The organism is Caldisphaera sp., assembly GCF_049974385.1.
Lineage (GTDB): Archaea > Thermoproteota > Thermoprotei_A > Sulfolobales > Acidilobaceae > Caldisphaera.
In genome coordinates, this window is record NZ_JBMFIW010000007.1 from 17,939 (window position 1) to 43,812 (window position 25,874).

General features: G+C 32.7%; 30 protein-coding genes and 1 tRNA gene. 15 read left to right on the plus strand and 16 right to left on the minus strand.

Annotated features, from left to right (window positions below):
• Positions 1-7: 7 nt before the first annotated feature.
• The 3 genes from meaB to ACP5GV_RS02860 all read left to right on the plus strand — a co-directional run bounded on the left by meaB (position 8) and on the right by ACP5GV_RS02860 (position 1,790).
• Positions 8-994, plus strand: a complete 987-nt coding sequence (gene meaB, locus ACP5GV_RS02850) for a methylmalonyl Co-A mutase-associated GTPase MeaB (RefSeq protein WP_428102154.1) — start codon at positions 8-10, stop codon at positions 992-994.
• A gap of 73 nt (positions 995-1,067) precedes the next feature.
• Positions 1,068-1,325 carry a 30S ribosomal protein S28e gene (locus tag ACP5GV_RS02855; RefSeq protein ID WP_367117922.1) on the plus strand — a complete coding sequence of 86 codons (258 nt, stop codon included), beginning with the start codon at positions 1,068-1,070 and terminating at the stop codon, positions 1,323-1,325.
• Between the two features lie 9 nt (positions 1,326-1,334).
• A complete protein-coding gene (locus ACP5GV_RS02860) occupies positions 1,335-1,790 on the plus strand; it encodes an Rpp14/Pop5 family protein (protein WP_428068342.1) in 456 nt (151 codons plus the stop codon).
• Here the strand turns inward: ACP5GV_RS02860 and ACP5GV_RS02865 are convergent.
• From ACP5GV_RS02865 to ACP5GV_RS02875, 3 genes are all read right to left on the minus strand, one after another.
• Positions 1,787-3,016 carry a redox-regulated ATPase YchF gene (locus ACP5GV_RS02865; RefSeq protein WP_428102157.1) on the minus strand — a complete coding sequence of 410 codons (1,230 nt, stop codon included), beginning with the start codon at positions 3,014-3,016 and terminating at the stop codon, positions 1,787-1,789. The two genes, ACP5GV_RS02860 and ACP5GV_RS02865, sit on opposite strands and share 4 nt — an antisense overlap.
• Before the next feature lie 129 nt (positions 3,017-3,145).
• Positions 3,146-3,718, minus strand: a complete 573-nt coding sequence (locus tag ACP5GV_RS02870; protein WP_428068346.1) for a hypothetical protein — start codon at positions 3,716-3,718, stop codon at positions 3,146-3,148.
• The gene (locus tag ACP5GV_RS02875; protein ID WP_292320564.1) at positions 3,715-4,017 is read right to left on the minus strand and encodes a TRAM domain-containing protein; all 303 of its coding nucleotides are present in this window, start codon (positions 4,015-4,017) and stop codon (positions 3,715-3,717) included. Before ACP5GV_RS02875 ends, ACP5GV_RS02870 begins: the two co-directional genes overlap by 4 nt.
• Positions 4,018-4,167: 150 nt before the next feature.
• Here ACP5GV_RS02875 and sucC point away from each other — a divergent pair, with 150 nt between their 5' ends.
• Entirely contained in the window at positions 4,168-5,310 is a 1,143-nt protein-coding gene (gene sucC / locus ACP5GV_RS02880) for an ADP-forming succinate--CoA ligase subunit beta (RefSeq protein ID WP_428102159.1), read from the plus strand.
• A gap of 12 nt (positions 5,311-5,322) precedes the next feature.
• Entirely contained in the window at positions 5,323-6,204 is an 882-nt protein-coding gene (gene sucD / locus ACP5GV_RS02885; protein ID WP_292320568.1) for a succinate--CoA ligase subunit alpha, read from the plus strand.
• Between the two features lie 46 nt (positions 6,205-6,250).
• On the opposite strand, the gene ACP5GV_RS02890 is transcribed toward sucD, so the two are convergent.
• Genes ACP5GV_RS02890 through ACP5GV_RS02905 form a run of 4 tightly spaced genes read right to left on the minus strand, consistent with a single transcriptional unit; the run spans position 6,251 to position 9,279 of the window.
• On the minus strand, positions 6,251-7,852 hold the full coding sequence (locus ACP5GV_RS02890; RefSeq protein WP_428068350.1) for a DEAD/DEAH box helicase: 1,602 nt from the start codon (positions 7,850-7,852) through the stop codon (positions 6,251-6,253).
• The gene (locus tag ACP5GV_RS02895) at positions 7,830-8,288 is read right to left on the minus strand and encodes a hypothetical protein (RefSeq protein WP_428068352.1); all 459 of its coding nucleotides are present in this window, start codon (positions 8,286-8,288) and stop codon (positions 7,830-7,832) included. The genes ACP5GV_RS02890 and ACP5GV_RS02895 overlap by 23 nt, the downstream gene beginning before the upstream one ends.
• Positions 8,289-8,334: 46 nt before the next feature.
• Positions 8,335-8,670, minus strand: a complete 336-nt coding sequence (gene metG / locus ACP5GV_RS02900) for a methionine--tRNA ligase subunit beta (protein ID WP_428068354.1) — start codon at positions 8,668-8,670, stop codon at positions 8,335-8,337.
• A gap of 36 nt (positions 8,671-8,706) precedes the next feature.
• Positions 8,707-9,279, minus strand: coding sequence for an RPB7/RPC8 family DNA-directed RNA polymerase subunit (locus tag ACP5GV_RS02905; protein WP_428068356.1), 573 nt, complete (start codon positions 9,277-9,279; stop codon positions 8,707-8,709).
• 245 nt (positions 9,280-9,524) lie between these two features.
• Between ACP5GV_RS02905 and ACP5GV_RS02910 the strand changes: the two genes are divergently transcribed.
• From ACP5GV_RS02910 to ACP5GV_RS02920, 3 genes are read left to right on the plus strand one after another with little or no spacing between them, the layout of a single operon-like run.
• Entirely contained in the window at positions 9,525-10,130 is a 606-nt protein-coding gene (locus tag ACP5GV_RS02910) for an alpha/beta fold hydrolase (protein ID WP_428102161.1), read from the plus strand.
• A 19-nt stretch (positions 10,131-10,149) separates the two neighbouring features.
• Positions 10,150-10,968: a class I SAM-dependent methyltransferase gene (locus tag ACP5GV_RS02915; RefSeq protein ID WP_428068415.1), complete on the plus strand. Its 819-nt coding sequence runs from the start codon at positions 10,150-10,152 to the stop codon at positions 10,966-10,968.
• Positions 10,946-11,512 carry a tRNA-wybutosine modification methyltransferase TYW3 gene (locus ACP5GV_RS02920; RefSeq protein ID WP_428102163.1) on the plus strand — a complete coding sequence of 189 codons (567 nt, stop codon included), beginning with the start codon at positions 10,946-10,948 and terminating at the stop codon, positions 11,510-11,512. Before ACP5GV_RS02915 ends, ACP5GV_RS02920 begins: the two co-directional genes overlap by 23 nt.
• Here the strand turns inward: ACP5GV_RS02920 and ACP5GV_RS02925 are convergent.
• Positions 11,502-12,512, minus strand: a complete 1,011-nt coding sequence (locus ACP5GV_RS02925) for a hypothetical protein (protein WP_428068360.1) — start codon at positions 12,510-12,512, stop codon at positions 11,502-11,504. The two genes, ACP5GV_RS02920 and ACP5GV_RS02925, sit on opposite strands and share 11 nt — an antisense overlap.
• Before the next feature lie 78 nt (positions 12,513-12,590).
• Here ACP5GV_RS02925 and ACP5GV_RS02930 point away from each other — a divergent pair, with 78 nt between their 5' ends.
• Positions 12,591-13,979 (plus strand): MmgE/PrpD family protein, encoded by a 1,389-nt coding sequence (locus tag ACP5GV_RS02930; RefSeq protein ID WP_428102166.1) that lies wholly within the window; start codon positions 12,591-12,593, stop codon positions 13,977-13,979.
• A 4-nt stretch (positions 13,980-13,983) separates the two neighbouring features.
• Here the strand turns inward: ACP5GV_RS02930 and ACP5GV_RS02935 are convergent, their stop codons facing one another.
• On the minus strand, positions 13,984-15,168 hold the full coding sequence (locus ACP5GV_RS02935; RefSeq protein ID WP_428068361.1) for a hypothetical protein: 1,185 nt from the start codon (positions 15,166-15,168) through the stop codon (positions 13,984-13,986).
• 69 nt (positions 15,169-15,237) lie between these two features.
• Here ACP5GV_RS02935 and ACP5GV_RS02940 point away from each other — a divergent pair, with 69 nt between their 5' ends.
• Both ACP5GV_RS02940 and ACP5GV_RS02945 read left to right on the plus strand, forming a co-directional pair.
• Positions 15,238-15,636 (plus strand): DUF120 domain-containing protein, encoded by a 399-nt coding sequence (locus tag ACP5GV_RS02940; RefSeq protein WP_428102169.1) that lies wholly within the window; start codon positions 15,238-15,240, stop codon positions 15,634-15,636.
• Positions 15,637-15,679: 43 nt separating this feature from the next.
• A complete protein-coding gene (locus tag ACP5GV_RS02945) occupies positions 15,680-16,912 on the plus strand; it encodes an acyl-CoA dehydrogenase family protein (RefSeq protein WP_292320589.1) in 1,233 nt (410 codons plus the stop codon).
• A 6-nt stretch (positions 16,913-16,918) separates the two neighbouring features.
• Here ACP5GV_RS02945 and ACP5GV_RS02950 read toward each other — a convergent pair whose 3' ends face one another.
• Positions 16,919-17,281 (minus strand): hypothetical protein, encoded by a 363-nt coding sequence (locus ACP5GV_RS02950; protein ID WP_428068365.1) that lies wholly within the window; start codon positions 17,279-17,281, stop codon positions 16,919-16,921.
• Positions 17,282-17,375: 94 nt separating this feature from the next.
• On the opposite strand from ACP5GV_RS02950, the gene ACP5GV_RS02955 reads away from it, so the two are divergent.
• On the plus strand, positions 17,376-17,894 hold the full coding sequence (locus ACP5GV_RS02955) for a hypothetical protein (RefSeq protein WP_428102171.1): 519 nt from the start codon (positions 17,376-17,378) through the stop codon (positions 17,892-17,894).
• On the opposite strand, the gene ACP5GV_RS02960 is transcribed toward ACP5GV_RS02955, so the two are convergent.
• The 5 genes from ACP5GV_RS02960 to ACP5GV_RS02980 all read right to left on the minus strand — a co-directional run bounded on the left by ACP5GV_RS02960 (position 17,895) and on the right by ACP5GV_RS02980 (position 22,394).
• Positions 17,895-18,419, minus strand: a complete 525-nt coding sequence (locus ACP5GV_RS02960) for an NUDIX hydrolase (protein ID WP_428102173.1) — start codon at positions 18,417-18,419, stop codon at positions 17,895-17,897.
• A 119-nt stretch (positions 18,420-18,538) separates the two neighbouring features.
• Entirely contained in the window at positions 18,539-19,768 is a 1,230-nt protein-coding gene (locus tag ACP5GV_RS02965) for a hydroxymethylglutaryl-CoA reductase (protein ID WP_428068370.1), read from the minus strand.
• The gene (locus ACP5GV_RS02970) at positions 19,769-20,182 is read right to left on the minus strand and encodes a Zn-ribbon domain-containing OB-fold protein (RefSeq protein WP_292320598.1); all 414 of its coding nucleotides are present in this window, start codon (positions 20,180-20,182) and stop codon (positions 19,769-19,771) included.
• A 3-nt stretch (positions 20,183-20,185) separates the two neighbouring features.
• On the minus strand, positions 20,186-21,328 hold the full coding sequence (locus ACP5GV_RS02975) for a thiolase family protein (protein WP_428102176.1): 1,143 nt from the start codon (positions 21,326-21,328) through the stop codon (positions 20,186-20,188).
• 10 nt (positions 21,329-21,338) lie between these two features.
• The gene (locus tag ACP5GV_RS02980; RefSeq protein WP_428068373.1) at positions 21,339-22,394 is read right to left on the minus strand and encodes a hydroxymethylglutaryl-CoA synthase; all 1,056 of its coding nucleotides are present in this window, start codon (positions 22,392-22,394) and stop codon (positions 21,339-21,341) included.
• 312 nt (positions 22,395-22,706) lie between these two features.
• Between ACP5GV_RS02980 and ACP5GV_RS02985 the strand changes: the two genes are divergently transcribed.
• Both ACP5GV_RS02985 and ACP5GV_RS02990 read left to right on the plus strand, forming a co-directional pair.
• Positions 22,707-22,818: transfer RNA gene (locus ACP5GV_RS02985), tRNA-Lys, on the plus strand.
• A 214-nt stretch (positions 22,819-23,032) separates the two neighbouring features.
• Positions 23,033-23,215 carry a chromatin protein Cren7 gene (locus tag ACP5GV_RS02990; protein WP_292320604.1) on the plus strand — a complete coding sequence of 61 codons (183 nt, stop codon included), beginning with the start codon at positions 23,033-23,035 and terminating at the stop codon, positions 23,213-23,215.
• Positions 23,216-23,315: 100 nt separating this feature from the next.
• On the opposite strand, the gene ACP5GV_RS02995 is transcribed toward ACP5GV_RS02990, so the two are convergent.
• Positions 23,316-23,594 carry a hypothetical protein gene (locus ACP5GV_RS02995; protein ID WP_292320606.1) on the minus strand — a complete coding sequence of 93 codons (279 nt, stop codon included), beginning with the start codon at positions 23,592-23,594 and terminating at the stop codon, positions 23,316-23,318.
• 226 nt (positions 23,595-23,820) lie between these two features.
• Here ACP5GV_RS02995 and ACP5GV_RS03000 point away from each other — a divergent pair, with 226 nt between their 5' ends.
• Positions 23,821-25,842: a 3-hydroxyacyl-CoA dehydrogenase/enoyl-CoA hydratase family protein gene (locus ACP5GV_RS03000; RefSeq protein ID WP_428102179.1), complete on the plus strand. Its 2,022-nt coding sequence runs from the start codon at positions 23,821-23,823 to the stop codon at positions 25,840-25,842.
• Positions 25,843-25,874: the final 32 nt, after the last annotated feature.

The window sequence follows — 25,874 nt, forward strand, 5'->3', positions numbered from 1 at the left end:
GAACTATTTGTCAGTTTCAGAAATAAATTTAGATGAATTGCTATATAAAGCATCAAAGGGTAATTTAAGATCAATTGGAAAAATACTAAGTTATTTAGAGAACCCTTACACAATGCCAGAAGGTCTTTTAGAAAAACTTGCAAAAATGGCAGGAAAAGCACATGTAATAGGTATTACAGGTATACCAGGTTCAGGAAAAAGCACGCTAATTTCAAGACTAATAACATCTTTAAGAAAAAGAGGATATAGGGTAGCAGTTATAGCAATAGACCCAAGCAGTCCAATAAGTGGGGGAGCTCTCTTAGGGGACAGGCTAAGAATGCAAGAGCATGCAACAGATCCCGGTGTTTTTATTAGAAGCATTTCATCAAAGGGGCTAAAAGGAGGTTTAAGCTTAGCTGCTTTAACTATGATTGAAGCTTTTGATGCTTTTGGCTACGATAAAATAATTATAGAAACTGTAGGTGTTGGACAATCAGAAGTAGATATTATGAATATTGCAAATACCATAGTAGTTGTAACAATGCCCGGAGCGGGGGACGATATACAAGCCTTGAAAGCAGGAGTTATGGAAATAGGAGACATATACGTATTAAATAAAGATGATAAAGAAGATGCAACTAAAACGTACGAATATCTTTCATTTGCTTTAGAGAAAGGTGATATAGGATCAAGCGATTCAAGCTGGACGCCTAAATTAGTTAGGACAAGCGCTGTTATGGGTAAGGGTATAGAGGATCTAACGCAAGCATTAGAAGATCATTTCAATTATATAAAAGAAATTGGTAAAACAAAAGACAAACTTATCTCTAGGAGAATTTCAATGATAGAACTCCTAGCCGAGCAATTTTTATATGAAGGATTAAAACAGGCATCAAAGGAAATAGATGATGAGCTTAGATTATCAGCAGAAGTAGGAAGCTATATATTTAATACTGCGTTAAGATTAGCTAAAAAATCAATAGATTACCTACCAGAAAGCAAAAAAGAATAAATATATTTTATTTTTAAAAAATTAAAGCTACGTTTATTAAGGGTTCTATTTAATTTAATATAAGGTGAAAGATTTGAGCGAGCAAAAGAAAGAAAAAACCTCTCAAGACTCACAAATAATAGAAGAGTTAGGATATCCAGCAGAAGTGATACAATTAATAGGCAGAACTGGGGTAGCTGGAGAAGTTACTCAGGTTAGAGTTAGAATTCTTGAAGGTAAAGATAAAGGTAGGATAATAACAAGAAATGTAATGGGCGCAGTAAGAATAGGAGATATAATAATTTTGAGAGAAACGGAAAGAGAGGCGAGAAAATTAACAAGAAAGAGGTAAAAATAAGTAATGAATTTTTACTTTTTATACATTATTCTATTATCAATTATTATTGCAACTATTATTAGTACTTTCATCACATATATTTTAAATAAAAATTATTTTAATAAATTATCAAAAAACTTTATAATAATACCAAAAAAGTCCAAGATAAAAAAATCAAGAAAAAGATATTTAGTTTTTGAAATAGCTACATCGAAACAAATAGACCCTGGTTTATTAGAAAATGCCATTAGGGAAAAATATAAAGAGTTATTTGGGGCAACAAATCTTGCGGATTCCTATTTAAAATTAATATATTTTAATAACGTGACAAATAGAGGTATAATAAGAATCAAACACATATATGTTGACTATCTTCTGTCTTCGTTATCTCTATTAAGAAAAATAGATAATAATGACATATTAATAATACCAATAAAGACGAGCGGTACTATTAACAAAGCAAAAAAGTTACTCTCTTAGCCTTTACCTGCCGTTGCAACTATTTTTATGACATCATTTTCATTTAATAAATAACCTGCACCTATTCTTTGTTTATTCTTAGCATTTATTGCATAAAGAAAAGTTTTAGCCAAATCGCTATGAATTTTACTAGCCAAATCTCTTGCTGTAGAGCCTTTGCGTATTAATATTACATCTGGCAAAATCCTATTCTTTTTATCTGTATATTTATTTATGTCCTCAACAGGATATACTGGTATCAATTTTAAAGAATTAAATAAGGCCTCGTTTATTGCTTGTACTACCCCTGTTCCTTTATACTTTTCCATAATATTCTGTTTAATTAATTCTAACGCGCTTTTAGTTTTACTATCAATTTCTATCTGGTTTATCTTAAATTCTTGATCTCCTGGTATATATTCTATAGCCTTCTTTTTTCTTAGCTTTCTTAACAATAATTCAGCTGCTGCGCTAGCTGGAATTACAGGATATTCCTTAAACGTATTTTTAATTTTCTCAAGATTTTTTTCACTACCAGGTATGTCAATTTTGTTCGCAACTATTACCATAGGTTTAGTAAGTCTTCTAATTTCTTTTAACAGATTTTTTAAGTCTTGTTTATTTATTTTAAATAGCTCATTAGAAGATATCTTTAAGTGATCCAAAGCAACTTCTATTTGCTCTTTTAAAATTCCAAATCCAGATAACCTTTGCGAAAATTCTTCCAGCGGATCTTTTATCGCACCAATAGCATACTGCTTTAAAAACTTATCCCAGTCTTTTTCTACAGATTGATATATCCATTCATCAATTTCATCCACAACAAATTTTATTTCATCTACAGGATCATATGTTCCAGGTCTTGTCACTACTCCTTCAGGACTTGTTGAACCACTTGAATCAACAATTAATAGAAAAACATCTGCTCTTCTTAAATCATCAAGAAATTTATTTCCTAAACCCCTGCCTTGATGAGCTCCAGGAACTAAACCAGCCACGTCCATCATTTTTACTGGTATAAGCCTCTCCCCATTCTCACATACGCTATTAGATGCATCACATTTAGGTAAACCTAGCTCTATATGTACGCATTTTCTTCTCGCATATCCAATACCTACATTTGGTTCTATTGTAACAAAGGGTCTATTTTCTATAGGAACTTCAATTTCTGTTGCAGCACTAAAGAAAGTTGATTTCCCGACATTAGTCTTACCAACAACCCCTATTAACGTATCAGTTGGCTCCAAACCTTTCATCCTATTTATAAATTATTTTATAAATATTTTAAATCTCATCTTTTAGTAAAGATGATTTTGCTTTTTTGCTCAAAAGAGAAAATAGTCCATTGCAGTAAATTATAAAAAATCTTAGTATGATTATATTTCCTTTATCTTATTAGTTCTTGCCATTATTGTATCTAAGTTTTGGGCTTTACCTTCCTTGCAAACGATATAAGAAAGGGAGCCATTTGCTACTATAATTCTAACTGTTACATTACCATCTTTAAATGAAACCTCATTTTCCATAACTTCAGGTTGATAACCATATAATTTAAGGGAATTAATAATAGAATCTAAACTTATGTTTTCCTTTTTTTCTTGGCTAAAGTTAAAAGATTCTGAAAGTTTTTTTGCATATTCGGCAACATTACTGCAGTTGCCCTTATATTCATTATATAATTTTTCTAAAATTGTCTTTAAAACATCTTCTATGTGGAGAGACCTTGTATAAGAAACTAAATCGCCCCATTCTTCACTTTGTAAATAATTAATTATTTTCTGGGGATCTCCACCATAGATGCTAAATTTATACTTCGTCTCAGCATAACCTATTTTCTTTTTAATTTCTTCTATAATATTTGATGATATTTTACTAGAATAATCAGAAACAACATTATTAACTATATTCCTTATAAAATCTTTGCTTGGCTTGCACTCATTATTACTCAACTATTCCTCTCCTCCACTTGCTCTACTGTTCCAATTATAGTATTTCCTTTGATTGATTCTATTCTTACATTGACTTTATCTCCAGGATACACTTCACCTTTAACAAAAACCTTGTAATTTTTGTATAAAGCTAAACCTCTACCGTTTTCGTCCATATTCCCTATAGTTACCTTTATTAAATCTCCTTGGTTTAGCATTATTTTTTCGTTTGTATCCCTGTATGTAGGATATGAACTAAGTCTGTGAAAATCTGTTCTATACAGATCTTCTTTCTCTGATTGTTTACGTCTCCTGTTCACCATATACACCCATAGTTTCCAAATGTAAATGTTAAGTCTATCGCTTATATATTCTTTTTCTTACTTTTCTATAGAAATTTCATGTTCTATTATTATATAATAAAAACCTTAATAAAAGAATTTAATTAAGTTTCAAGCATGATACAATAGGTGAAAGGATTGAAACTGTTTGAGTTCGAAGCGAAAGAAATAATAAAAAATTATGGTTTTGAGGTACCTCAAAGCGTTTTAATAAAAAAAGGTGATGATATAGAAAAAAAGATTAAGGAGGCAAATATAGAACCTCCATTAGTTGTTAAAGCCCAAGTATTAGTTGCAGGAAGAGGCAAATCAGGAGGGATTAAATTAGTTAAATCAATCGATGAAGCCGTAAAAACTGCTCAAATATTATTTGAAACTCCTATAAAAGGAATAAAACCATCTTTCATTTTAATAGAAAAAGCTATACCTCATGAAAATGAGCTATACGTTGGCATAGTTATTGACAGATCATTAAGAATGCCTTTAGTATTAGCATCAAAATATGGAGGAGTTGATATAGAAGAAATTGCAAGAACTAAACCTGAAAGCATAATGAGATATCCAATTAATACAGTTATAGGATTAAGAAGCTATGAAGCAAGAATCATAGGTAAGAGTATTGGAGTTACAGGCAAGGCATTAAATAGTTTTGAAAAATTCTTGACGACTCTCTACAAAGCCTTTATAGAATATGATGCGGAATTAGCCGAGAGTAATCCATTAGCTTATCTAAACGATAAAGTTTTGCCACTAGACCTTAGAATAACAATAGATGATAATTCATTATTTAGACATGAAAACTATGCAAAGACTGAGGAAGAAAGACTTGGAGAAAATACTGAATATGAAATTAAAGCTCATGAACTTGATCTAGCTTTCGTTGAACTTGATGGAGACATAGGAGTTTTAGGTAATGGAGCAGGTCTTACAATGACAACTATGGATCTGATCTACGAATATGGCGGGAAACCTGCAAACTTCTTGGATATGGGTGGAGGAGCAGATGCAGAGCATGTAAAGACCTGTGTCAAATTCCTGCTTGATTATCCAAAGGCTAAAAAAATATTCATAAACATGTTTGGAGGAATAACAAGGGCTGATGAGGTAGCAAAAGGTGTAGTAATGGCATTAAACGAGTCAAAAGTTAAAAAACCTATAGTAATTAGATTAACTGGTACCAATGAGGAGCAAGGAAGGGAAATATTAAAGAAAGCTGGTATAGAAGCTTTTAATGATCCGATAGAAGCTGTTAAAGTTGTAGTTAGTAAATAAGGGTGATAAGAAATGGGTATATTAGTTAATGAAAATACAAGATTAATTGTACAAGGAATAACTGGAAATGAGGGTTCATTCCACACTAAACTTATGCTGGACTATGGAACAAAAATAGTTGCAGGTGTTACCCCTGGAAAAGGAGGTATGAATGTACACGGAGTACCAGTTTACGATACAGTAGTAGAAGCTGTTAAAGAACATCCAGAAGCAAATTCCTCAATAATATTTGTACCAGCTAAATTCGCAGCAGATGCTGTTTATGAATCAGTAGATGCAGGCCTAAAACTAGTTGTAGTTATAACTGAGCATATTCCTGTTCATGATTCTCTTGAATTCATAAATTATGCAAAGTCCAAGGGAGTTAATGTGATTGGACCTAATTGCCCAGGCGCAATAACTCCAGGGAAGGCTAAGGTTGGTATAATGCCAGCTCATGTATTTACTCCAGGTCCAGTAGGTATTGCTTCTAGAAGCGGAACACTAACATATGAAGTCAGCTATGCGTTATCAAGAGCCGGTATTGGACAATCAACAGTTATTGGAATTGGGGGAGATCCAGTCATAGGGTTAACTTTCACAGAGGTTATGGAATACTATGAAAAAGACCCTCAAACCAAAGCATTAATAATAGTAGGTGAAATTGGAGGAGACGCAGAAGAAAGAGCTGCCAAGATGGTTGAAGAAAAGAGATTCACTAAGCCTGTAGTGGCATTTATTGCAGGTAGAACTGCTCCAGAAGGCAAAAGAATGGGGCATGCAGGAGCTATAATAATGCTTGGCTCTGGAACATATAAAGACAAAGTTGAGAGACTTGAAAGCGTTGGCATAAAAGTCGCTAAGACTCCTTTTGAACTACCAAAATTGGTTAGCGATGCCATGAAATCTCTCTAATCTTTTCTTCCCTAATAAGCTAGTTTTCTTAAGTTATAATAAAAAATTAGATTCCGCTTCTCCTTTTTTTAGATTGTGCTTCTTCACTAGTCCTGCTTGCAATTATTTCATATAAAACTGATTTTTTCCCTGGTATAGGCCTTAAGAGCCTTCCAAGCCTTTGTATGAACTGTCTCCTCGAACCAGTTCCAGAAACAAATATACCAACATTTGCATCAGGTATGTCAAGACCTTCATCTCCAACTGTTGTGATCACTAATATACCTGATTTAGAACTCTTAAAATTATATAAGGTTTCTATTCTGTTTTTTTCATCTATGCCTCCATGAATTAAATATGCATTTAATTTACTAGCAAGTTCTTCGGCCTGATCCCTATACTGAGTAAATATTATTATTTTAGAGCCTTTACTTAGTTCATTTTTAGCAATTTCAATAACTTTTTCTATTTTAGAACTGCTCTTTTGTATGATTTGTTGCATTTGTGATTTTATTTTCAATGCCCTTATTGCATTCGTTTCTCCCCTTCTGGCTGCTTCTAATATCTCATTGAAGCTTCTACCCTTGCTATAATTAATGTATAGCTTTCTTAGCTCATCATATTTATTCATATCTTCTTTATTTAGCTCGACCCTTATTCTCCTTATAATAAAAGGCGCTAAATAACCCTCTTCTGATAATTCACTTGGAGATTTTTGATAAATTATGCCCCCAATTAAAGGAAATATTTCTTCGTGTTTTCCATCTTCTCTTACTGCAGTTGCAGAAAGTCCCATCCTATATGGAGAGGGCATTTTTGTAGCTATTGCCTTAAATTTCTCAGCTGGTAAATGATGAGCTTCATCAAATATTAATAGCATGAACTTTTTAGAAAATATATCAATATTTCTAAAAGCGCTTTGATACGTTGTAATAGTTATTGGAAGAATTGTTTTTTCATCACCATAAAATGAACCTATCATGCCTCCTGCATCAGTGAACTTCTTTATAGAATCTTCCCATTGCCTTATGTGTTCTTTTGTATAAACAACAATAAGGGTAGGTACATTTAGCTTTGTCATAGCATTTATAGCTACAATAGTTTTCCCAGAGCCTGTAGGTAAAACTATTACCCCTTTATTCTTATTAGATTCCCATGCCTTTACTGCCTCCTCTTGATAATCTCTCAATTCCCCGTTGAACTTTAATTGCCTAGGTAATTTATTATCAATAAATATACCTGTTTTATCGTCAACTATCAATCCTTTAGAAACTAAATGTTCCTTCAAATCAAAATATAAAAAAGGCTCAAACTGATAATATTTGTGGGTACTATTATATTTTCCTCTCAATTGAAAATCTTCTAAATAGGGCTTTAAAAAAAGCTTAGACTTTAATATAATAAATTTTCCATCATATTCTAATTTAACTCCTATAGAATCTTTAAAAAAATTTTCTATATTAATTATATCGTTCTTATCTATTACATCTTCGAGTTCTTTTAATTTCTCAATAACATCTATTGGAGTATATTTGTTATTTTTCATCTTTTCTTCGTTTATCTCAAATATAGATATTCCTTCTTTCCTCGTTATAAAATCAGAAAAATTTAGTAACTCCTTATACACATCTTTGCTTAGCCATGAATTAACTTTGAAACGTAGACTCATTAAGTTCTTCACCTTGCTCTGAAAATCTGTAAGCTATTATTTCTTTTGAATTTATTTTTGCTTTTTCCATAATTTTATATATTCTTAATAATGGAATAGCGGGAATTATAAGCTTAACGCATTTTCCTTGAACTATTATTTTATACACCTCCGGCTCATCTGCAAGTTTTATCAAAAAATCTTTCTCTCCCTCTTCACAAGATTCTATAACACCATACATTATATGAAGGCAATCAATCCCATTGAAAAGCCTTAAATAAAATGAAATTTTATTGTAATAGAGCAATACATCTACATAATCGTTTTCTCTGTTTTTGCTGACGCTATTAATTTCTTGTATATCATCATTGTTACCAAAAAATTCCTCAATGCAGGGCCCAGCTCCAGGCGTGGGTTCGAAATCATTTATATCCTCTTCACTTAAAACCCTCTTCATTGCTAGGCCCCAATATTGTATTTAAAATAAACCCAATAAATCTTTCCTAGCATACTTTAGAGCCAGGGTTTACAGGCTCTAAGGGTGTTAATATAACAGGTTTTTGATCTTCTCCGCATGGAGCAGCGAGTATCATACCCTGGCTTTCTAGACCTCCCATAACCTTTGGCTTAAGGTTAGCAACCACTATAACTAGCTTACCAACAAGCTCTTCAGGCTTGTACCATTTTTGTAAGCCTGCTAGTATTTGTCTCTGTTCAGTTCCAAGATCAACCATCAATTTAAGAAGTTTCCTACTATTTGGTACCAATTCTACGCTTAATATTTTACCAACTCTTAAATCTATCTTAGAAAATTCACTATAATCTACTGCCTCCCCCAAAATTTACACCCCTTAAAATTTTATAATTAAATAAATTTATTGCTTTTGCTCTTTATCTCCCTCTATTTTTGTTTCCTTATACCATTCTTTCTTTCCCAAATAAGGTTGCCTCATAGTTAACCCTATTCTAAATAAGCCAGATCTTTTGGATGCTTTGCTTATTTGTGTTATCCTAACATTAACTATGTCTCCTGCTTCAATAAGCCTACCGGTCTCTTTTCCCTTAAACCCTCTTCTTTCCTGTATATATTCTACATCTTCATCCATTATTTGGCTTCTATGAACAAAACCATCTATTGGGCCCAAACTAACGAAAAGACCGAAATCTCTTGCGTCTCTAACCACTCCTTTAGCTACTTCTAACTGCATGGGTTCATAGGATATTAATGTATATTTAACAGGAAAATAAACATTTGGATCTTCGGATAACAGAATTCCATCGCCTTCTATTTCAGCATCTAATACGGCAATAATTATTCCTAAATCGGGGTCTGCTTGACCTTCAAGCTCATTTCTTAAAGTATTTATTACAGCTTTCTTTAGATTTTCTGTAAAGGCTATATCGGGCGGCACTCCAACCCATTCGTGCAACGTGTATTGAACATACATACTTTTCTCCCTATCAGTTGGTATATTACTTAAATTATAAATTTATAAAAATTACGCAAGAAACAAAAAATTATAAACATTGTAATCATTATTAACCTGGGATTAACAATAAAAATTATTGTTACTTAAATTATAAATTATTAAAGTAGCACATAAAAGAAATATATTTAATGCTTGCAATAATAAACAAACCTAAATTAAAAATTAAATATTCCTGCAAACAACAATTCATTTTTGTGATAAGTATGTATACAGAAAAAATGGTTAGAGTAAGTGGATTGAAAATAAATTATTATGATGATGGAGATGGATATCCTGTTTTGCTTGTACCTGGAATAAGATATAATGCAAAAACATGGATAGATGTAGGAACTTATGATACAATATACAATGAAGGATTTAAAGTAATATCAATAGATCCACCAGGCCAAGGAAAATCAGATAAAGGTATATATGATGAAGACAGTGAATATAAATTCATTAACGATTTTATGAACTCTATAGGACTAAGAGACGCTGTAATCATAGGAGCAAGCTCTGGAGGATACGCAGCTGCTGGAGTAGGAGCAAATTATCCTGAAAAAATTAAAGGGGCTGTAATCATAGGAGGGGTTAGAATAATTAATTATAAGGATAAGCTAAAAAATATGGAAGGGAAGCCAATATTACTAATATGGGGAACTAAAGACGACATAGCACCAATAAGTAACGCACAATTAATTTTAGATAATGTAAAAAGCTCGAGGCTAGTATATTTAGGAACACAACATGCATGCTATTTAGAAAAACCGAAAGAGTTTAACGAAATAATAAGGGATTACCTAAGAAATGAAATAAAACCAATAATATAATAAGCTTTATAACATATTAATTCATAGATCAAAAATGATTTGGAAAAACCCAAAAATAGAATACATAGGAGATATAGCTATAATTAAAGTACCATTTAATGATGTAAATGAAGAAGAGCTCAAAAAATTAGCAAACGAAATTTTAGAGAAAAATAAATTCGTTAAAAGTGTCTGGCATGCAGCAACTCCTGTAATGGGGGAATTGAAAATACGCGATTATAAATATCTTGCAGGAGAAAAAAGGTCTGAAACTATATACAAAGAGCATAACTGCATGTTTAAGGTTGATATAAAAAAGGTATTCATTACACCAAGACTAAGTTATGAACATCTAAGAATAGCAAATCTTGTAAAAGAAGGAGAAAGAATAATAAACATGTTTGCAGGTGCAGGTTTATTTTCAATTATAATTGCAAAAAAATCAAATCCCAAGGTTGTTCACAGTATAGACATAAATCCCGATGCATATAAATATATGATAGAAAATATCGAACTTAACAAAGTTAAAGATATCGTTGTTCCTTATCTAGGTGATGCAAAGGAAATTATAGAAGAAAAATTACTAGATTCTTCTGACAGGGTATTAATGCCTTTACCAGATAAAGCTTTGGATTATGTCAAATATGCAATATCATCAATAGATAAAATGGGGTATATTCACTTGTATTTACACGTAAGCGCAAGAAAAGATGAATATCTAAGTAAAGCAGAGGAATTAACAAAAAAAGAACTAGAAAAATATAATATAACATATAAAATAATCAACTCAAAAGAGGTCAGGCCTGTTGGACCAAGATTATACCAGGTGGTAGTAGATGTCTATGTTGAAAAAAATTGACGAAATATTAAAACAAGAAAGAATAATAGGATATTTAGACCCACATGCTGAAGAATTCATATTAGAACTAAACGGAGAAAAATTTGGTACATCTAGCAGCTGCCTAGGTAGAATAACTATAATAGAAGGTAAATGGCCATGGGAAAGAGATAAATCAAGAATTGTTTATAAGTCTCATGAAAAAATATCTATATATAATATAGCTAATGTAATATCAAGGCCATTTAATGATCTATGGCTCAAAGTTACAGGGCCTATAATACATATAAGAACAGAAAGAATTGATTGTGCTTTAAATATATTAAACATAGCAAGAATTTCTGGGTTTAAACACAGTGGAATAATATCTAGCTCAGACAATGTTTTTACTGTTGAGTTAATGAGCGCTGTACAAATAACTATGCCATTAAAAATAAATGATACTTTTGTTTTTAGCAAAGAATCATTAAATGAAATAATAAACAAAGCCAACGATGCTTTAGATGAAGGGCATAGAAGGTTGAGAAAATTAACAAAAATGGTTAAAGAAGATCTTATTTGTTAGAATTTTCCTTAACATTTCTCTTATAAACAAGAACTGGATGCTTACCTCCACAATCTTGAGGGCATAAACCTTTCTTCTTCATTATATCGCACCTATAAGGGCTTATATTTTCTACGCTTAAGAAACCTTTAGCAATCTTTCTTGACAAATTAGGAGAAATACCTAATGAATTAGCTATTACATTACTTAACTCATCTTCATCGATTCCTATTGATATTAAGAAGGCTATATATTGGTAAAGGCTTTCATCTTCTATTTTACCTTTATCAATTAAATTTTTAAAACTTTTCATGCAAGGTGGGAAAGCATCATAATTAATTTTACCTAATGGGATCTTGTTTTCTGCTAATTTTAAGTATCTTAACACTTCGTTTGAAAAAAATGAGAATTCTTCTCCAACCTCTAAATCTTTTGAAATGTTTTTAATTTTTACTTCTACACCAACCTCTAGAAGGCCTTTAAGGATTTTCATATCTAAATAAACTTTCCCATTTAATAAAAAAGAATTTACTAATCTGAACTGGTTTTCTTGAGCATTAATTGCTATCTTTAAATAATCGTTAATTCTAACATAATAAGGTAAAGTTCTATATATGATCTTTCCATTATTATTAATTAACCAAGGCATCTTTATTAGCTCTTTCTCTATTTTTAATCCCATAAATTCACCTAAAGCTATTAGGTTTTCTTCATTATCAGACTCAATAAAATAGCTAGCTCTATTTGATTCAGCCTTAGCATATATATCCAAAGCGATCATAGAATTTGTTGCTTTTACTGCAGCTAGAGAAAGGTAAAATGAATAAACTTCATCGTCTGTTGAATCGCCATTCTTTAGAGGACTGACTTTTTTTGTTATTGCTTCCTCTAACCTTTTCCTTGCTAATTTAACTATTTTGCTGTTTTCAAGTAAAGATTCTATATTAATCCTATAGCCATAGTTAATTTTACTATAATCATCTAAAGATATGGCAAATGGATACTTACTGTAAGTTAGCAAACTTCTCCCCAATTATAGATAACTGATAGCGACAAATATTAATAAGAGATTTGGTTCATATAATAGCGGTGAGAATAAGTGGCTTCCTATAAGGATCTATCAGAAAGAATAGCAAATTGGGCAGTTAACCTTTCATATAAAAATATTCCAAATAATGTAATAGAAGAAGCAAAGAAAAGAATTTTAGATACTTTTGGTGTCGCTATAGGAGCATTTAATGAAGAGCCTGTTACTATAGCTAGATGGGTAGCCGAGTCTTCTTCAAGTTCAAGGCTTTCTGCCACAATATGGGGCACTGATAGAACAGGTCCAGCAGATCATGTTGATTTCGCTAATGGTTGCGCTTCTAGATTCTTTGATTTCATGGACACATACCTCTCTAAGGAAGCATTACATCCCAGCGATAACCTACCAGCAATTATAGCAGCAGCAGAAATTGCAAAAGCAGATGGCAAAAAAATATTAGAAGGTATGGTCGCAGCATATGAAGTTACAGCAAGGCTCGCAGATGCATATAGTGTAAGAAGCAAAGGATGGGACCACGTTGTGTATATAGCTATAGCATCATCGGTTGGGGCAGGAAAAGTACTTGGATTGGATAGAGATCAAATGCTGCAAGCTATAAACCTTGCTACAGTAAATTCTTTAGCTTTAAGGCAAACAAGAGCTGGAGAGCTTAGCATGTGGAAAGGATGTGCCGCGGCAAATGCATCTAGAAATGGATTATTTGCCGCTATATTAGCGTATAGAGGTATGAGGGGACCATCACCTATATTTAGTGGGGAATATGGATTTTTCAAAGTAGCATTAAATGGAGATAAGTTTGATATACCAAAAATGGGAGGAGAGGAAAACGAGCCATTTAAACTGCTAGAAACCAGCATAAAATATTGGCCTGTTGAATATCATGCAATGAGCGCAGTAGATGCTGCTCTAAAAATTAGAGAAAAAACAGGTTCATTAAAGCCTGATGATATAAAAGAAGTTAATGTTAAGACTTTCCAAGTCTCATATAACATAATCGCTAAGGATCCAGAAAAATGGGATCCTAAAACTAGAGAAACTGCAGACCACAGCCTGCCATATATAGTTGCTGCTGCCCTCCTTGATGGTAAAGTTTGGCTTGATACTTTCTATGAAAACAGATATCTAGCCGATGATGTAAGACAAGTTTTAAAGAAAATGAAAGTAGAAGTTGATCCAGAACATGATAAGTTATATCCAACAGGAATTAAAAACACAATATCAATAAAGCTATCAGATGGAAGAACCATAGAAGAAAGCAGCACGTATCCACCTGGTCACTTTAAGAACCCATTAAGCAGAGAAGGAGTTGTAGATAAGTTCTTAAAGGTAACTGAAGGGAAATTATATAAAAGAAATGCAAAGCAGTTCATAGATACTGTATGGAGTATAGAAAAGTGTATGAATATAAGTAAAGCATTAGCCCTTCTAAAAACAAAGTAATAAATTATTTCTTTTTTGTTTCTTTCTTCTGTTGTTTAACAGGAATGGTTTCTGATGGTTTAGGCTTTAAGAAATATGCTCCCCCTACAACACCTATTACAAGACCTATTATGAAGAGCCCTATAGAAACTTCACCGCTTTTATGTAATCTATAGGAATAGCTTCCAGCTAATTGACTTGTTTCATTATATCTAACCTGCCAATAACTTACTAAGCCTTGCAACTCCCCAACTTTTGTAGTCAAGGAATTCACGCTCTGGTTTAATGAGGTTATTTCACTTAAATACGAACTTACCACTTTATTATAGTTAATCAGATTTGTTATATTACCACTTATATTATATACTTGAGAAACCATATCTAATGAGTCTGTTAAACTTATCAGTTCTGGATTAAATTGAGAATCATATAAGTTAAAACTTATTTCATAACTGTTTCCTCTAGCTAAGCTAATATTTTTGATATCAATTATAGTATATGCAACACCATTACTTGCTGGCGTTCCATTGAGATATCCTTTTAAAAATTGTACGCTTGCATAAGTTGGAGTAACAAAGTTAAGTCCAACCATTGATTTATAGCTGTTGTTTGAACTTGACAACATTAATACTTTTAAAAAGTTTCCAGTATAGCTATTTGAAGCATTTCCAATAAAATATTTAGGTATTCCATTTACCAATTCTGACCCAATAAAAGACCAATTATTTCCTAAATAAATACCTCCTATACCTAAATAAAGATCTTTAATATATGAATTGTTGCTTGTTGTATTTACAATTATGTTATAACTTATATATGGATAATAAGTACTTGCAGTAACAAACTCATAAATTGATATATTTCCTGAATTTGTTGGAGTAAATAATATTTTAACATAGTTTGCTCCTTTGTTTATTAAAGTCGCTTTCCATTGTTGATTATATAGACTTCCCGGCAGAGTCTGATTAATAGACAGCACCATTGATGGGACTTCTAAGCTGTTTAATTGAACTGCTTGCGGAACTAATGTATTATAACTAACTATTGATGCTCCTTTAGTTAAATTAAAGGTTACTTGATAGTATTGGTTTTGTATATTTACACTTGTATTTGATATGCTGTAAACAAGAGAAGCTCCCTGAGCTATATCTATTATATACATTGAAGATACTAATAGCAAAGCAATCAATATCAATGCCTTCTTATTCATACCTTTAGCCCTCCTTCTAAGAGATTTTTAATTACTAATTTAAGCTTAATTGAGTGAAAGGGGAGTAAATTGTGCAATAAAACGTTTAAAGCTGAAGTTTTCAGCGGAAAAAATGAAGGAGAATTTTTTGTTAGCATTTACTCAAAAAACATTAAAAAGGCATTAGGCTTTACCCCTTTTCCTGGAACATTAAATGCAAGGCTAATATCTGATGTTGAAGAGTTCAATAACTGTCTGTCAAAATCTAAAGTCATTATTATTGATCCTCCCAACATTCCTAATACTAAATATGCTAGAGTAATCGCATATCCCATTTTGTTATTTAATTCATTAAACGCCTATATCTTAAGACCCGAAATAACTATTTATAAAAAAGATGTAGTAGAAATCATATTTGAAAGAAGGTTAAGAGATGTATTAAATATTGACGATGGTTCTATAATAGATATTAATGTAATATTGGAATAAATATTTTAAGCGGAACTGTATTTAAGTTTATTGGTGAATAAGCTTGGATTTTGATTTATCGCAAGATGAAAAATTGTTCAAGGAATCTGTTCACGAATTTCTATCCAAAGAGCTTAATCCTATATGGATAAAGATGGATAGCGAGAAGAAGATACCAACAGATGTTATTCATAAGATGGGAGAACAAGGACTTTTTGGTATAGCAGTTCCTGAAGAATATGGTGGTCAAGGGGGAAGCTTCTTATTAGCTGCACTAGCTGTAGAAGAGGTTGCCTACAATGATCCAGCTGTTGCAACAGCTGTTTTTACTTTATTAAACAATAGCTGGCCTTATATTTTGTATTTGTATGGTAAAGAAGAAGCAAAGCAAGAAATACTTCCTTTAGTAGGAAGAGGTAGAGGATTTTTTGGAATAGCTTCTACAGAAACAAGCGGAGGAAGCGATGTTGCTGGAGAAAAAACAACTGCTAAAAGAGAGGGAAATATATATAAAATTAATGGAGAAAAAATTTACATAAGTGGAGTTAGAGAAGCTTTAGAACAATTGGAATTAGGAAGCTGGTTCTTAATTGCAAGGACAGGAAGGCAAGAGGACAAACACAGAGGATTATCCAGCTTTGCCTTTATAGGGAACAAAAATGGTAAAATAACTCAAGGTTTAGAATATTCTATATTAAACACTATAGGAAGGCATGCAATTTCTACGGGTTTGCTTCATTTTAGTGATGCAATAACTGATTCGAATCATTTAATAGGAGAAGAAAATAAGGGTTACTACTTGGCAATGCAAGGATTTTCTATAGCAAGAGTTTTAGTTAGTGCAGCAAATATAGGTGCTGCCCAATGGGCATTAGAACAAGGAGTCAAGTATGCAAGAGATAGGAGAATGTTTGATGACAAACCGATAGCCTCTTTCCAAGGGGTTAGCTTTCCAATAGCAGAAGTAGCATCAAAAATTGAGGCCACAAGATTATTAATATATAAATCAGCTCAACTTGCCGACAAAATATTCATCAAAAAAGAGCCAGGATTTAAACCACAAGATCTAAATTACTGGGCCTCCTCTTCAAAAATTATGGCCATAGAAACCGCATTTCAAGCGATAGAAACTACAATGAAAACCTACGGAGGTTATGCTTATACAGAAGAAGCAAATGTGTTTAGAAACCTATTGGGAGTTCTTTCCTATCTGGTAGGTGCTGAAGGCTCTCAAAACATAATGCGTTATATAGTTGCGAGGGAGTTAATTGGAAGAGAATATGTTAAGGGAGATTAATCAACATTATTTTTGTTTACAATAATTTATTAATTCTCCAATTAATTCCGCACAATTATTTACTTTTTCTTTTGCATAGATTGAGCTATGGTTTGACGCATCAAGTAAAGCATTTATTGTAGAGCATAACATATCTTTCATTGATATTTTAAACAAATCCAAATCTCTTTCTTTTATTTTTAAATCTCTTGTTTGAATAAAAGGTAAAAAATCATCTAAAGAATACGTTCTTAGAAATATACCATCAGAGTTTATAATAAGTTTTCTATTGCTACCCAAATCTATTTGAGCTTCATATTCTCCTGCTGGAGGAGCCAAGCATGATATAAGCTCCATCTTTGATTTCTCTTCACAGCTGCATTTCGACATATTAACCCTCTTATCTTATTATAGCAAAAATATAAAAACAGTAGTACTTATAAAACCCAATTGCTTAAGAACTATAAGGAAAAGGTGAAAAAAGGTGCAAGCATCACAATTAATAAACAGGTTAGAATCAATATCGAAATCTATGTCAAGAAAAGGAAGCCTAAGCGCTATAGGTTCGACTTCTCTTGTAAATATATTAACATTAGTTAACAAAATGAATGAAATAAGCAAATATGTGGAATGTCTAAGCTCAAATAAAAACTCTTGTACGAAAACAAATAAAGGTGTTCTATGCACAAGTGATTGCTCTAATACATTTAAGCTTGATAATGATGTTGAGACGAAATTATGGAAAATGGGAAGCAATGCTTTTGGATTTGCATTATCACTAGATTATATAGAGTTAGGAATTAAAGACACGAAAATAGAGATAACTCAAGATAAAATAAATGTAAAAATAGAAAATAGCTTGATATCAGTTCCCCTTGACGAAAAAAGTATAATAGAAAATAGCTCAATTATAATTAATGCAGCGAATAGAATTGATGAAGTTATTAGACACGCATTTAATGGTATATCAAGTTGTGCAAGAAACTCTGGAATAAAATGTTAATTAAATAATACCAATATTTCTTGCATATAATAGTATTAATATCGTCTTAGCATCCTCAATATTACCATTATTTATTAATTCTAAAGCCTTATCTACTTTAATTCTAAAAGTTTCAATTATTTCTGTCTCATCAAGATTTTGCTTTTCCTGTTTAGGATCAATTGCAACAAAGAAATACATATATTCAGTAGAATATCCTGGAGAAAGATATGCTTTTGTGATCAATTTTAAATTATCAGCAATTAAACCAGTTTCTTCTTTTAATTCCCTTATAGCTACTTCTTCAGGGTTTTCATCTTTTTCAGCCGTTCCAGCTGGAACTTCAATAATATATTTGTCTATAGCAGGTCTGTATTGTTTTAATAAAACTACTTCTTTTGCATCGCTAAAGACTGGTAATATTGAAACAGTAATTGGTATAAATCTGACTTTAAATAAAAACATCTTCCTATTGTTAGGAAGAATTAAATCCTCAGATTCTACTATTATTTTGTTTCTAAAATTATAAATTTCGTTTCTGACCATATTATTATCCCCCAGAAATTTTAGATTTTTCTATTTATTAATAACTTTGTTTTAACTATAAACAATTAAGCCATTGTTAACCGGGGGGTTAACAATAAAAAACAAATTAAAATAAAATTTTACTTTTTAGTTCTTCCCAACTTTTCGTGAGCAGACGCTAATTCTCCCGCTGCCTGTGCAGCCAACAAGTTAAGTTCTCCTGCTAAAGCAGTTGAAGCAATAATTTCTGCTAGCTTTAATGCATTAGACCCCTGAGGATTTCCGCCTCCTGCTATACCTAATAATTGTAATGCTTCTTTCTGAGTAGGAAGCCATGTACCACCTCCTACAGTCCCTACTTCCAAGCTAGTTAATGTAACTGAAATATACAAGTCCTCTCCTCTTGTTTCAGTCCAAACGTAACCTAAGCTACTTTCTACTACTTGGGCTAAATCTTGACCTGTAGCAAGAAATATAGCAGCAATAATATTAGCAAATTGCGCATTATAACTTAAACTACCAGAAACAGCGTTACCTAACAAATTCTTTGACTTATTTATGTAATCGATTTCATAAGAAGTTAACCTCATCACATCCTTAAGGATTTCTTTTTTTATGATCGATTCTGCTATAACATACTTACCTCTCCCTAACAACTTATCTAAATAGCTAGGCTTTTTATCGACACACAAATTACCGCTTAAACTAACACATTTATGAGGCCCTTCATAGCTATCGTCTATATATTTGCATATTCTATCGCTAGCTATAGTTGCCATATTCATTCCCATGGCATCTGCTGTATTAAAAACAAATCTAGGCCAAACCATATTGCCTACAACAAAAACTTGCATATCCTTAAGTTCTCCATGGCTAGTAACTTGTTTTGTTAATTCTTTAAATTGTGAAAAGTTAGATTTTAGCCATAAAGACAGTTTACTTGCTTCTTCTACATTAGGAGTCCATATTAATGGTGCTCGGGCCATTCCATCATATAAAATTTTTGTCTTTACACCTCCACTTAATGTTAGCGTCTTTACACCTCTATTAACTCCTGCAACTAAAGCTCCTTCGGTTGTGGCCATAGGTACAAAAAATTCTCCTTTTGCATAATCTCCATTAATCTTTAAAGGACCTACAATACCTATAGGTACCTGAACTGCACCAATCGGATTCTCAATATTATGTCCAACTAAATCTTCAAAATCTAGTAAAGTAGATGCTATGGCAGATAGTTTTACATTATACTTCCTTTCTAAATAAAGTCTCCTAACTAGAGCTGCTAAATTGGAACTTTTTAATGCTTGATCTAGTCTGCTTATACTTATTTCTCCTTTTTCAAGTTTTTCTAATATCTCGTCTACATTCATTTACTTTTGCACCAATACAGGTCTGAACTTTAGTACGTAATAAATTAGACCTGCATCCCTATCTTCTTGTGTTTTTCTTAAAGTAGCTTCAACTTCCATATCTTTTTTCAATGAATTAGCGTTAACTATATCTGTTAGTTCAGCAGTTATTTTTGTAACTCCTAAATCTATTAATCCATAGTATATAGGCGATTGATGTCTCGCCCCTTCCGGTATTGCGTATATTGTTGTATAGGATATTAATTTCCCTCTCCTTGGTAATTCTACTAATTCTAGTTCCCTGCTTCCACAATATGGACATGCATTTTTTGGCGGGTAATGAACCTTGCCACAGCTCTTACATTTAGCTCCATTTAATTTATATATTATCTCTTTTTTCCTCCAAAATCTAGATATAGATAAATCCATTGACATAGCCTACACCCCCTCAACTAAGGCTACATAAGAACTAGAACCTAATCCATTAAGAGAAACTACTAAACCCTTTTTAGCATTATTGGCTTTAACCCCTGGGAACTTGTTAGCTACTTGCAATGATGATTCTGCAATTTGATAAACACCAGTTGCACCTAATGGATGCCCTCTTGCCTTTAATCCTCCACTTGGATTTGCTAGAGGTCCCTTTCCTCCTGGAGAGAAATAACCTGTAGAAACTAGTTCAGCAGCCTTTCCACGATTAGCCAATCCAAGCGTTTCCAATATAATCATAGCAGTTATTGTAAAGGAATCATGGATTTCTATAAAATCTAAATTAGATGTATCTGCTATATTTGATATCCTTCTAAAGGCCTCTGATAAAGAATCAAATAATAATGGATCTTCAGATAATTCTATAGAACCGTAACCAGTTGATGACTCTATTGCAGAAATTTTAGCTAAAGGCGAACTTGACATATCTTTATTAGATAAAACGATTGCTGCTGCTCCATCTCCTAATGGATATGAATCTAATAGTGTAATAGGATCTGCTAATATTTGTGATTTTGCTACCTTATCAGGCTTTATTGCAAAATTTAGCATAGCATATGGATTTTCTTTTGCGTTAGAATGCATCAATGCGGGCCAATAAGACATTAATTCTCTATCTACATTATATGTATCCATATATAGTCTCATTAATATAGCAGCATCACCTGCAAAACCTATGTTATAGAACGATTTTGTATCACCATCATATAGCATTTGTAATTGCTTGTAAACTTTAGAGCTTACAAACTCATTTAATTTTTCAGCACCTATTACCAAGACTTTATCAGCTTGATGAGATTCTAATAATGATTTTGCAACTGAGATAGCTGCTAAACCACTTGCTTCTCCAGCTTCAACGTTTAGGGCCCTTATTCCTCTTAAGCCTAAAGATGTTGCCAAATAACTGGCAGTATCTAATTGATTATCCTGAAGAGATGAGAGACTACTTGAAAATACAAGGTAATCTATACCATCAACTCCTCCTGCTTGTTCTATTGCAGCAAATGCTGCATTTGCCGCTAAATCTTTTAAGCTATAATCATAATGCCTATCTATCTTAGTCATTCCAACTCCTTCAACATAAACTACCATTTATATCACCTCATTTAATTACATGAATTATAGACCTGCTCTTTGCGTATGAAGCATAATCTATCAAAACCTTTCTATTCAAATAATCTTCAACTGTTGGAGCCAAGGGTTTTCTATTTTCAACTTCATCCGTGACTGTAATAAGATATGCATCGCTACCGGCTCCGCTGCCAAAAGGAGCTAAGAGAACCTTTTGGCCTGGCTTTGCCTTATCTAAAACTCTTGCTAAACCCATTAATGCGCTTGCATTATAAGTATTTCCAATCATTGGAGTTACCAAACCATCTTTCATTTGATCCATATTAAACCCTAGGTCCTGACCAACCTTAACAGGGAATTTTCCATTTGGTTGGTGAAATATAGCATAATCAAAATCACTTGGTTTTAGTCCATTTCTTTCCAACAATGCTTTAACAGCATTTTCTATATGGTAAAAATATGCAGGTTCTCCAGTAAATCCTTCACCATGCAATGGATATGGTTGTGATGCTCTTCTCCAAAAATCTGGTGTATCTGTAACAAATGTAACAGAATCTTCAATTATTGCAGATGCATTGCTTGTTCTACCTATAACAAACGCTGCAGCCCCACTTGCAGCAGTAAATTCTAATACGTCTCCAGGATTTGCCTGGGCAGTATCACTTCCTATAGCTAAACCATAATCAATTAGTCCTGACGCTGCCATACCTATTAATGATCTCATACCTTCGCTAGCAGCCCTGCAAGCAAATTCGAGATCACTAGCCATAGTGAAAGGCGTAATTCCTAATGCCTCTCCAATTATTGTTGCGCTAGGTTTAACAGCATATGGTTTTGATTCTGTACCAAAAAATATTGCGCTTATTTTTTTAGGCTCTATTTTAGATCTCTTAATAGCATTATAAGCTGCTTCATATCCCATAGTTAGTGAGTCTTCATCAGGACCTGCAATTGCCTTAGATTCAACTGCTAATCCTTTATATTGATCTGGATGCCATCCCCAAATTTTTGCAATATCTGACAATGGGAGCCTATAAATTGGTATATAGGCGCCCCAACCATGTATTCCAGCTTTTGGAGTTGCCAAATTATCAACACCTTATTTGTTTTTAGGTTATGTTACTCCTATAAAAATCTTCGCCAAATGACTAACCAATTATAGACAAAAGACGAATTAGCGTCTATATTAATTTACGGAAAGAACTATTTTAAGAAATTCGCAACATTCTTTAATCAATATTATTTTAACTTCCTTTGCAAACTCTAAATTATTTTTACCGATATTTAAGCTTATGTTTTATAAAAATGTGATTTAATTGTCTTTATAAATTACATTTTAAACAGAACAAAAGCATAAAGTTATTAAGCAGATAGATGTTCTTAGAAATAAATGCTGGATGGGCCCGTAGCTCAGCCAGGTAGAGCGGCGGGCTCTTAACCCGTAGACCATGGGCAGCAGCCTAGCCTGCCGTAGACGGAAGTCCCGGGTTCGAATCCCGGCGGGCCCGCCACACCCATTAAGGGCTCCACAATTTTCTTGCATCCTATAGAAAAACGTTATTACAGCTATCAAAGTGATATTGTTCCCACCAATTTTATAGAAATCCTTTAATAATACGTTTAAAGGTGTTTAATCATTAACCATAAAAATTTCTCATTTATACCAATAACATTTAATAGCTTAGAATTAAAATATCAGTCATAGAAAATATGAGGTGAAGATGTATGCCTGAAAAATTCCCACCTGTTAAGGTAAAGGATCCATCGTCTGGTAAGGAAGTTGAGTTATCTCCCGTAAAGGTTTGGACACTAGCTCCAAAAAGCAGAAAGGGAGTTAAAATAGGGCTTTTCAAGAGCCCTGAAACAGGTAAGTTCTTCAGGGCAAAGGTACCTGAAAACTACCCGTAAATCTAAAGCAAAAAGATATTAAATTTTTTTATAATTATTTTTAGTGTATTTAAATTAAGAAATTAAAATTACTTAATATATTATAGATAAAAATTAAAAATTACTTTTCGGCTGCTTGAGGACCTTTTCCTAATACGGCATTCATAACGTTAGTTATAACTTGAGCCAGATGTTGAGGCTTTGTATAATATTTATCGTATTGATATCTTTGACCTTTATATGAGATTTCTACCTGTTCATCGGAATCCCTAACAATCATGAAGTCAGCACCTTCCTTAGTTAATGCAAACGAATTTTTGCCTCTCGACTCTATTTTAAAGCCATTTTTTGTTACCTCACTCCTTATAGCATCTTTTACTTGATCCAAATAGTCGCTCATACCTCTATCACCTACTTCTAAAGTTTAAAAGGTACCCTTTAAATAAATTTATTAATGGTAACAATATTTTTCCTTAACAGTGGGCATTTAGTGATTGAAACAAAATAATTAATATTTAGTGAATAAATTCAAAAAATATAAATGCATATAAATAGGATTTATTAATATTCTTTTACCAATAAATCTTTATTTTCACTTAACAATATATATAAGTGGGTGGAATAAGTTGCCCTCTATAGATAAAATAAAGACAATTTTGGTAATAGGAGCAGGTACTATGGGTCATGGAATAACTGAGTTAGCAGCTATTGCAGGATATAAAGTTTACATTGCTGATATAAATAGCGAAATTATTAAAAGTGGTTTAGAAAAAATCAAATGGAGCCTATCAAAATTACATGAAAAGGGTAGCTTAAAAGAAAGCGTTGATTCTGTTATGTCAAGAATTATACCTGTTATTAATACGGACTCTCAAGGAAACTTCACAAAAGATTTTGAAAATGCGATAAAAGATTCAGACATGTTTATTGAGGCCATTCCAGAAAGGCTAGATCTAAAGCAAAATTTATTTAAATTTATAGATAAAAATAGGAAAGCCGATGCAATAATGGCAACAAATACAAGCAGTCTTCCTATTACAGAGATAGCTGCAGCAACATCTGCACCTGAGCTTGTTGTAGGAATGCATTTCTTTAATCCACCACCATTAATGCCTTTAGTTGAAATAATAAAGGGAGAAAAGACGTCTGATGAAACAGTTTCTGTTACATATCAAATAGCTAAGAATTTTGGAAAGCAGCCTGTTATAGTTAAGAAAGATGTGCCAGGGTTCATTGCGAACAGGATATTAGCAAGATTTTTGAACACAGCTTGTTGGCTGGCATATAAAGGCTTTTATTCAACATTAGAAATAGATTCTGCTGTAAGATACAGTCTAAACTTCCCTATGGGTGCTTTTGAGCTAGCAGACTATAGTGGCATAGATGTCTTCTATTTTGTTAACAAAGCGATGACAGAAAGAGGCTTTAAGATGAAACACTGTCCTTTATTCGAACAAAAGTTTAATGCAAAAGAACTAGGAATGAAAACCGGAAAAGGATTTTATGAATATCCAAAACCCGGAGCTTATGTTAGACCTCAAATACCAAAAGAACTAGCAAACAAAGTAGACCCTGTTTTACTTTTGGCCCCAGCTGTTAATGAAGGCGCATGGCTATTAGAAAATGATGTTGCAACAAAAGAAGATATAGATAAAGCTGTTATGTTAGGCTTAGGATGGCCTAAGGGATTATTTGAATTTGCAGATGATTTTGGTATAGATAAAATAAATACAGCATTAAAGCAACTAAAAGACCTGCTCGGAGATCAAGATTTTGAACCTACAAAAATGCTAAAAGATATGGAATCAAAAAACGAGCTAGGAAGAAAAACCGGAAAAGGATTTTATGAATATAAAAAAATAGAAGAGGTAAGTAAAAAAACAATATTAATAAAATATGAAAAGCCAATTGCTTGGATAGTTTTAAACAGACCAAATAGACTAAATGCCATATCTCCTGACATGATAAAGGAGCTTGGAGAAGCCCTTGATGAATTGGAATTAAACGACGATATAAGAGTTTTAATAATAACAGGTGCTGGAAGGGCTTTTAGTGCAGGTGCTGACGTAACGGCATTTGCAGGTATAACACCAATGCAAGCCGCCATATTTTCTAAGAAATTCCAGGAATTAACATTAAAGATGGAATTTTATGCCAAGCCCATTATCATAGCAATTAATGGATATGCATTGGGCGGAGGCCTTGAGCTATCAATGAGCGGAGATATAAGAATAGCGTCAGAAAATGCATTACTTGGCCAGCCGGAGATAAACTTAGGATTTATACCTGGAGCTGGTGGAACGCAAAGGCTTCCTAGGTTAGTTGGTAGAGGCCAATCAAAACTGTTAATTTTCACTGGAGACAACATATCAGCAAAAGATGCATACGCATTAAAACTCGTTGATAAAGTAGTTCCTCCTGAAAGATTAGAACAAGAAGCAAGAGATTTAGCTCTAAAAATTTCAGAAAAGCCACCATTAGCATTAATGGCTGCAAAGCTTGCCATAGAACAAGGACTCGAAAGCAACATATGGGCTGGATTAAACTTAGAGGCAAACCTGTTTGGTCTATTGTTTAGCACTGAAGACGTTGCTGAAGGAGTTACTGCATTCTTAGAAAAGAAGAAACCTTCATTCAAAGGTAAATAAATTTTATTACCAGAATTAATGTGAATAAATTT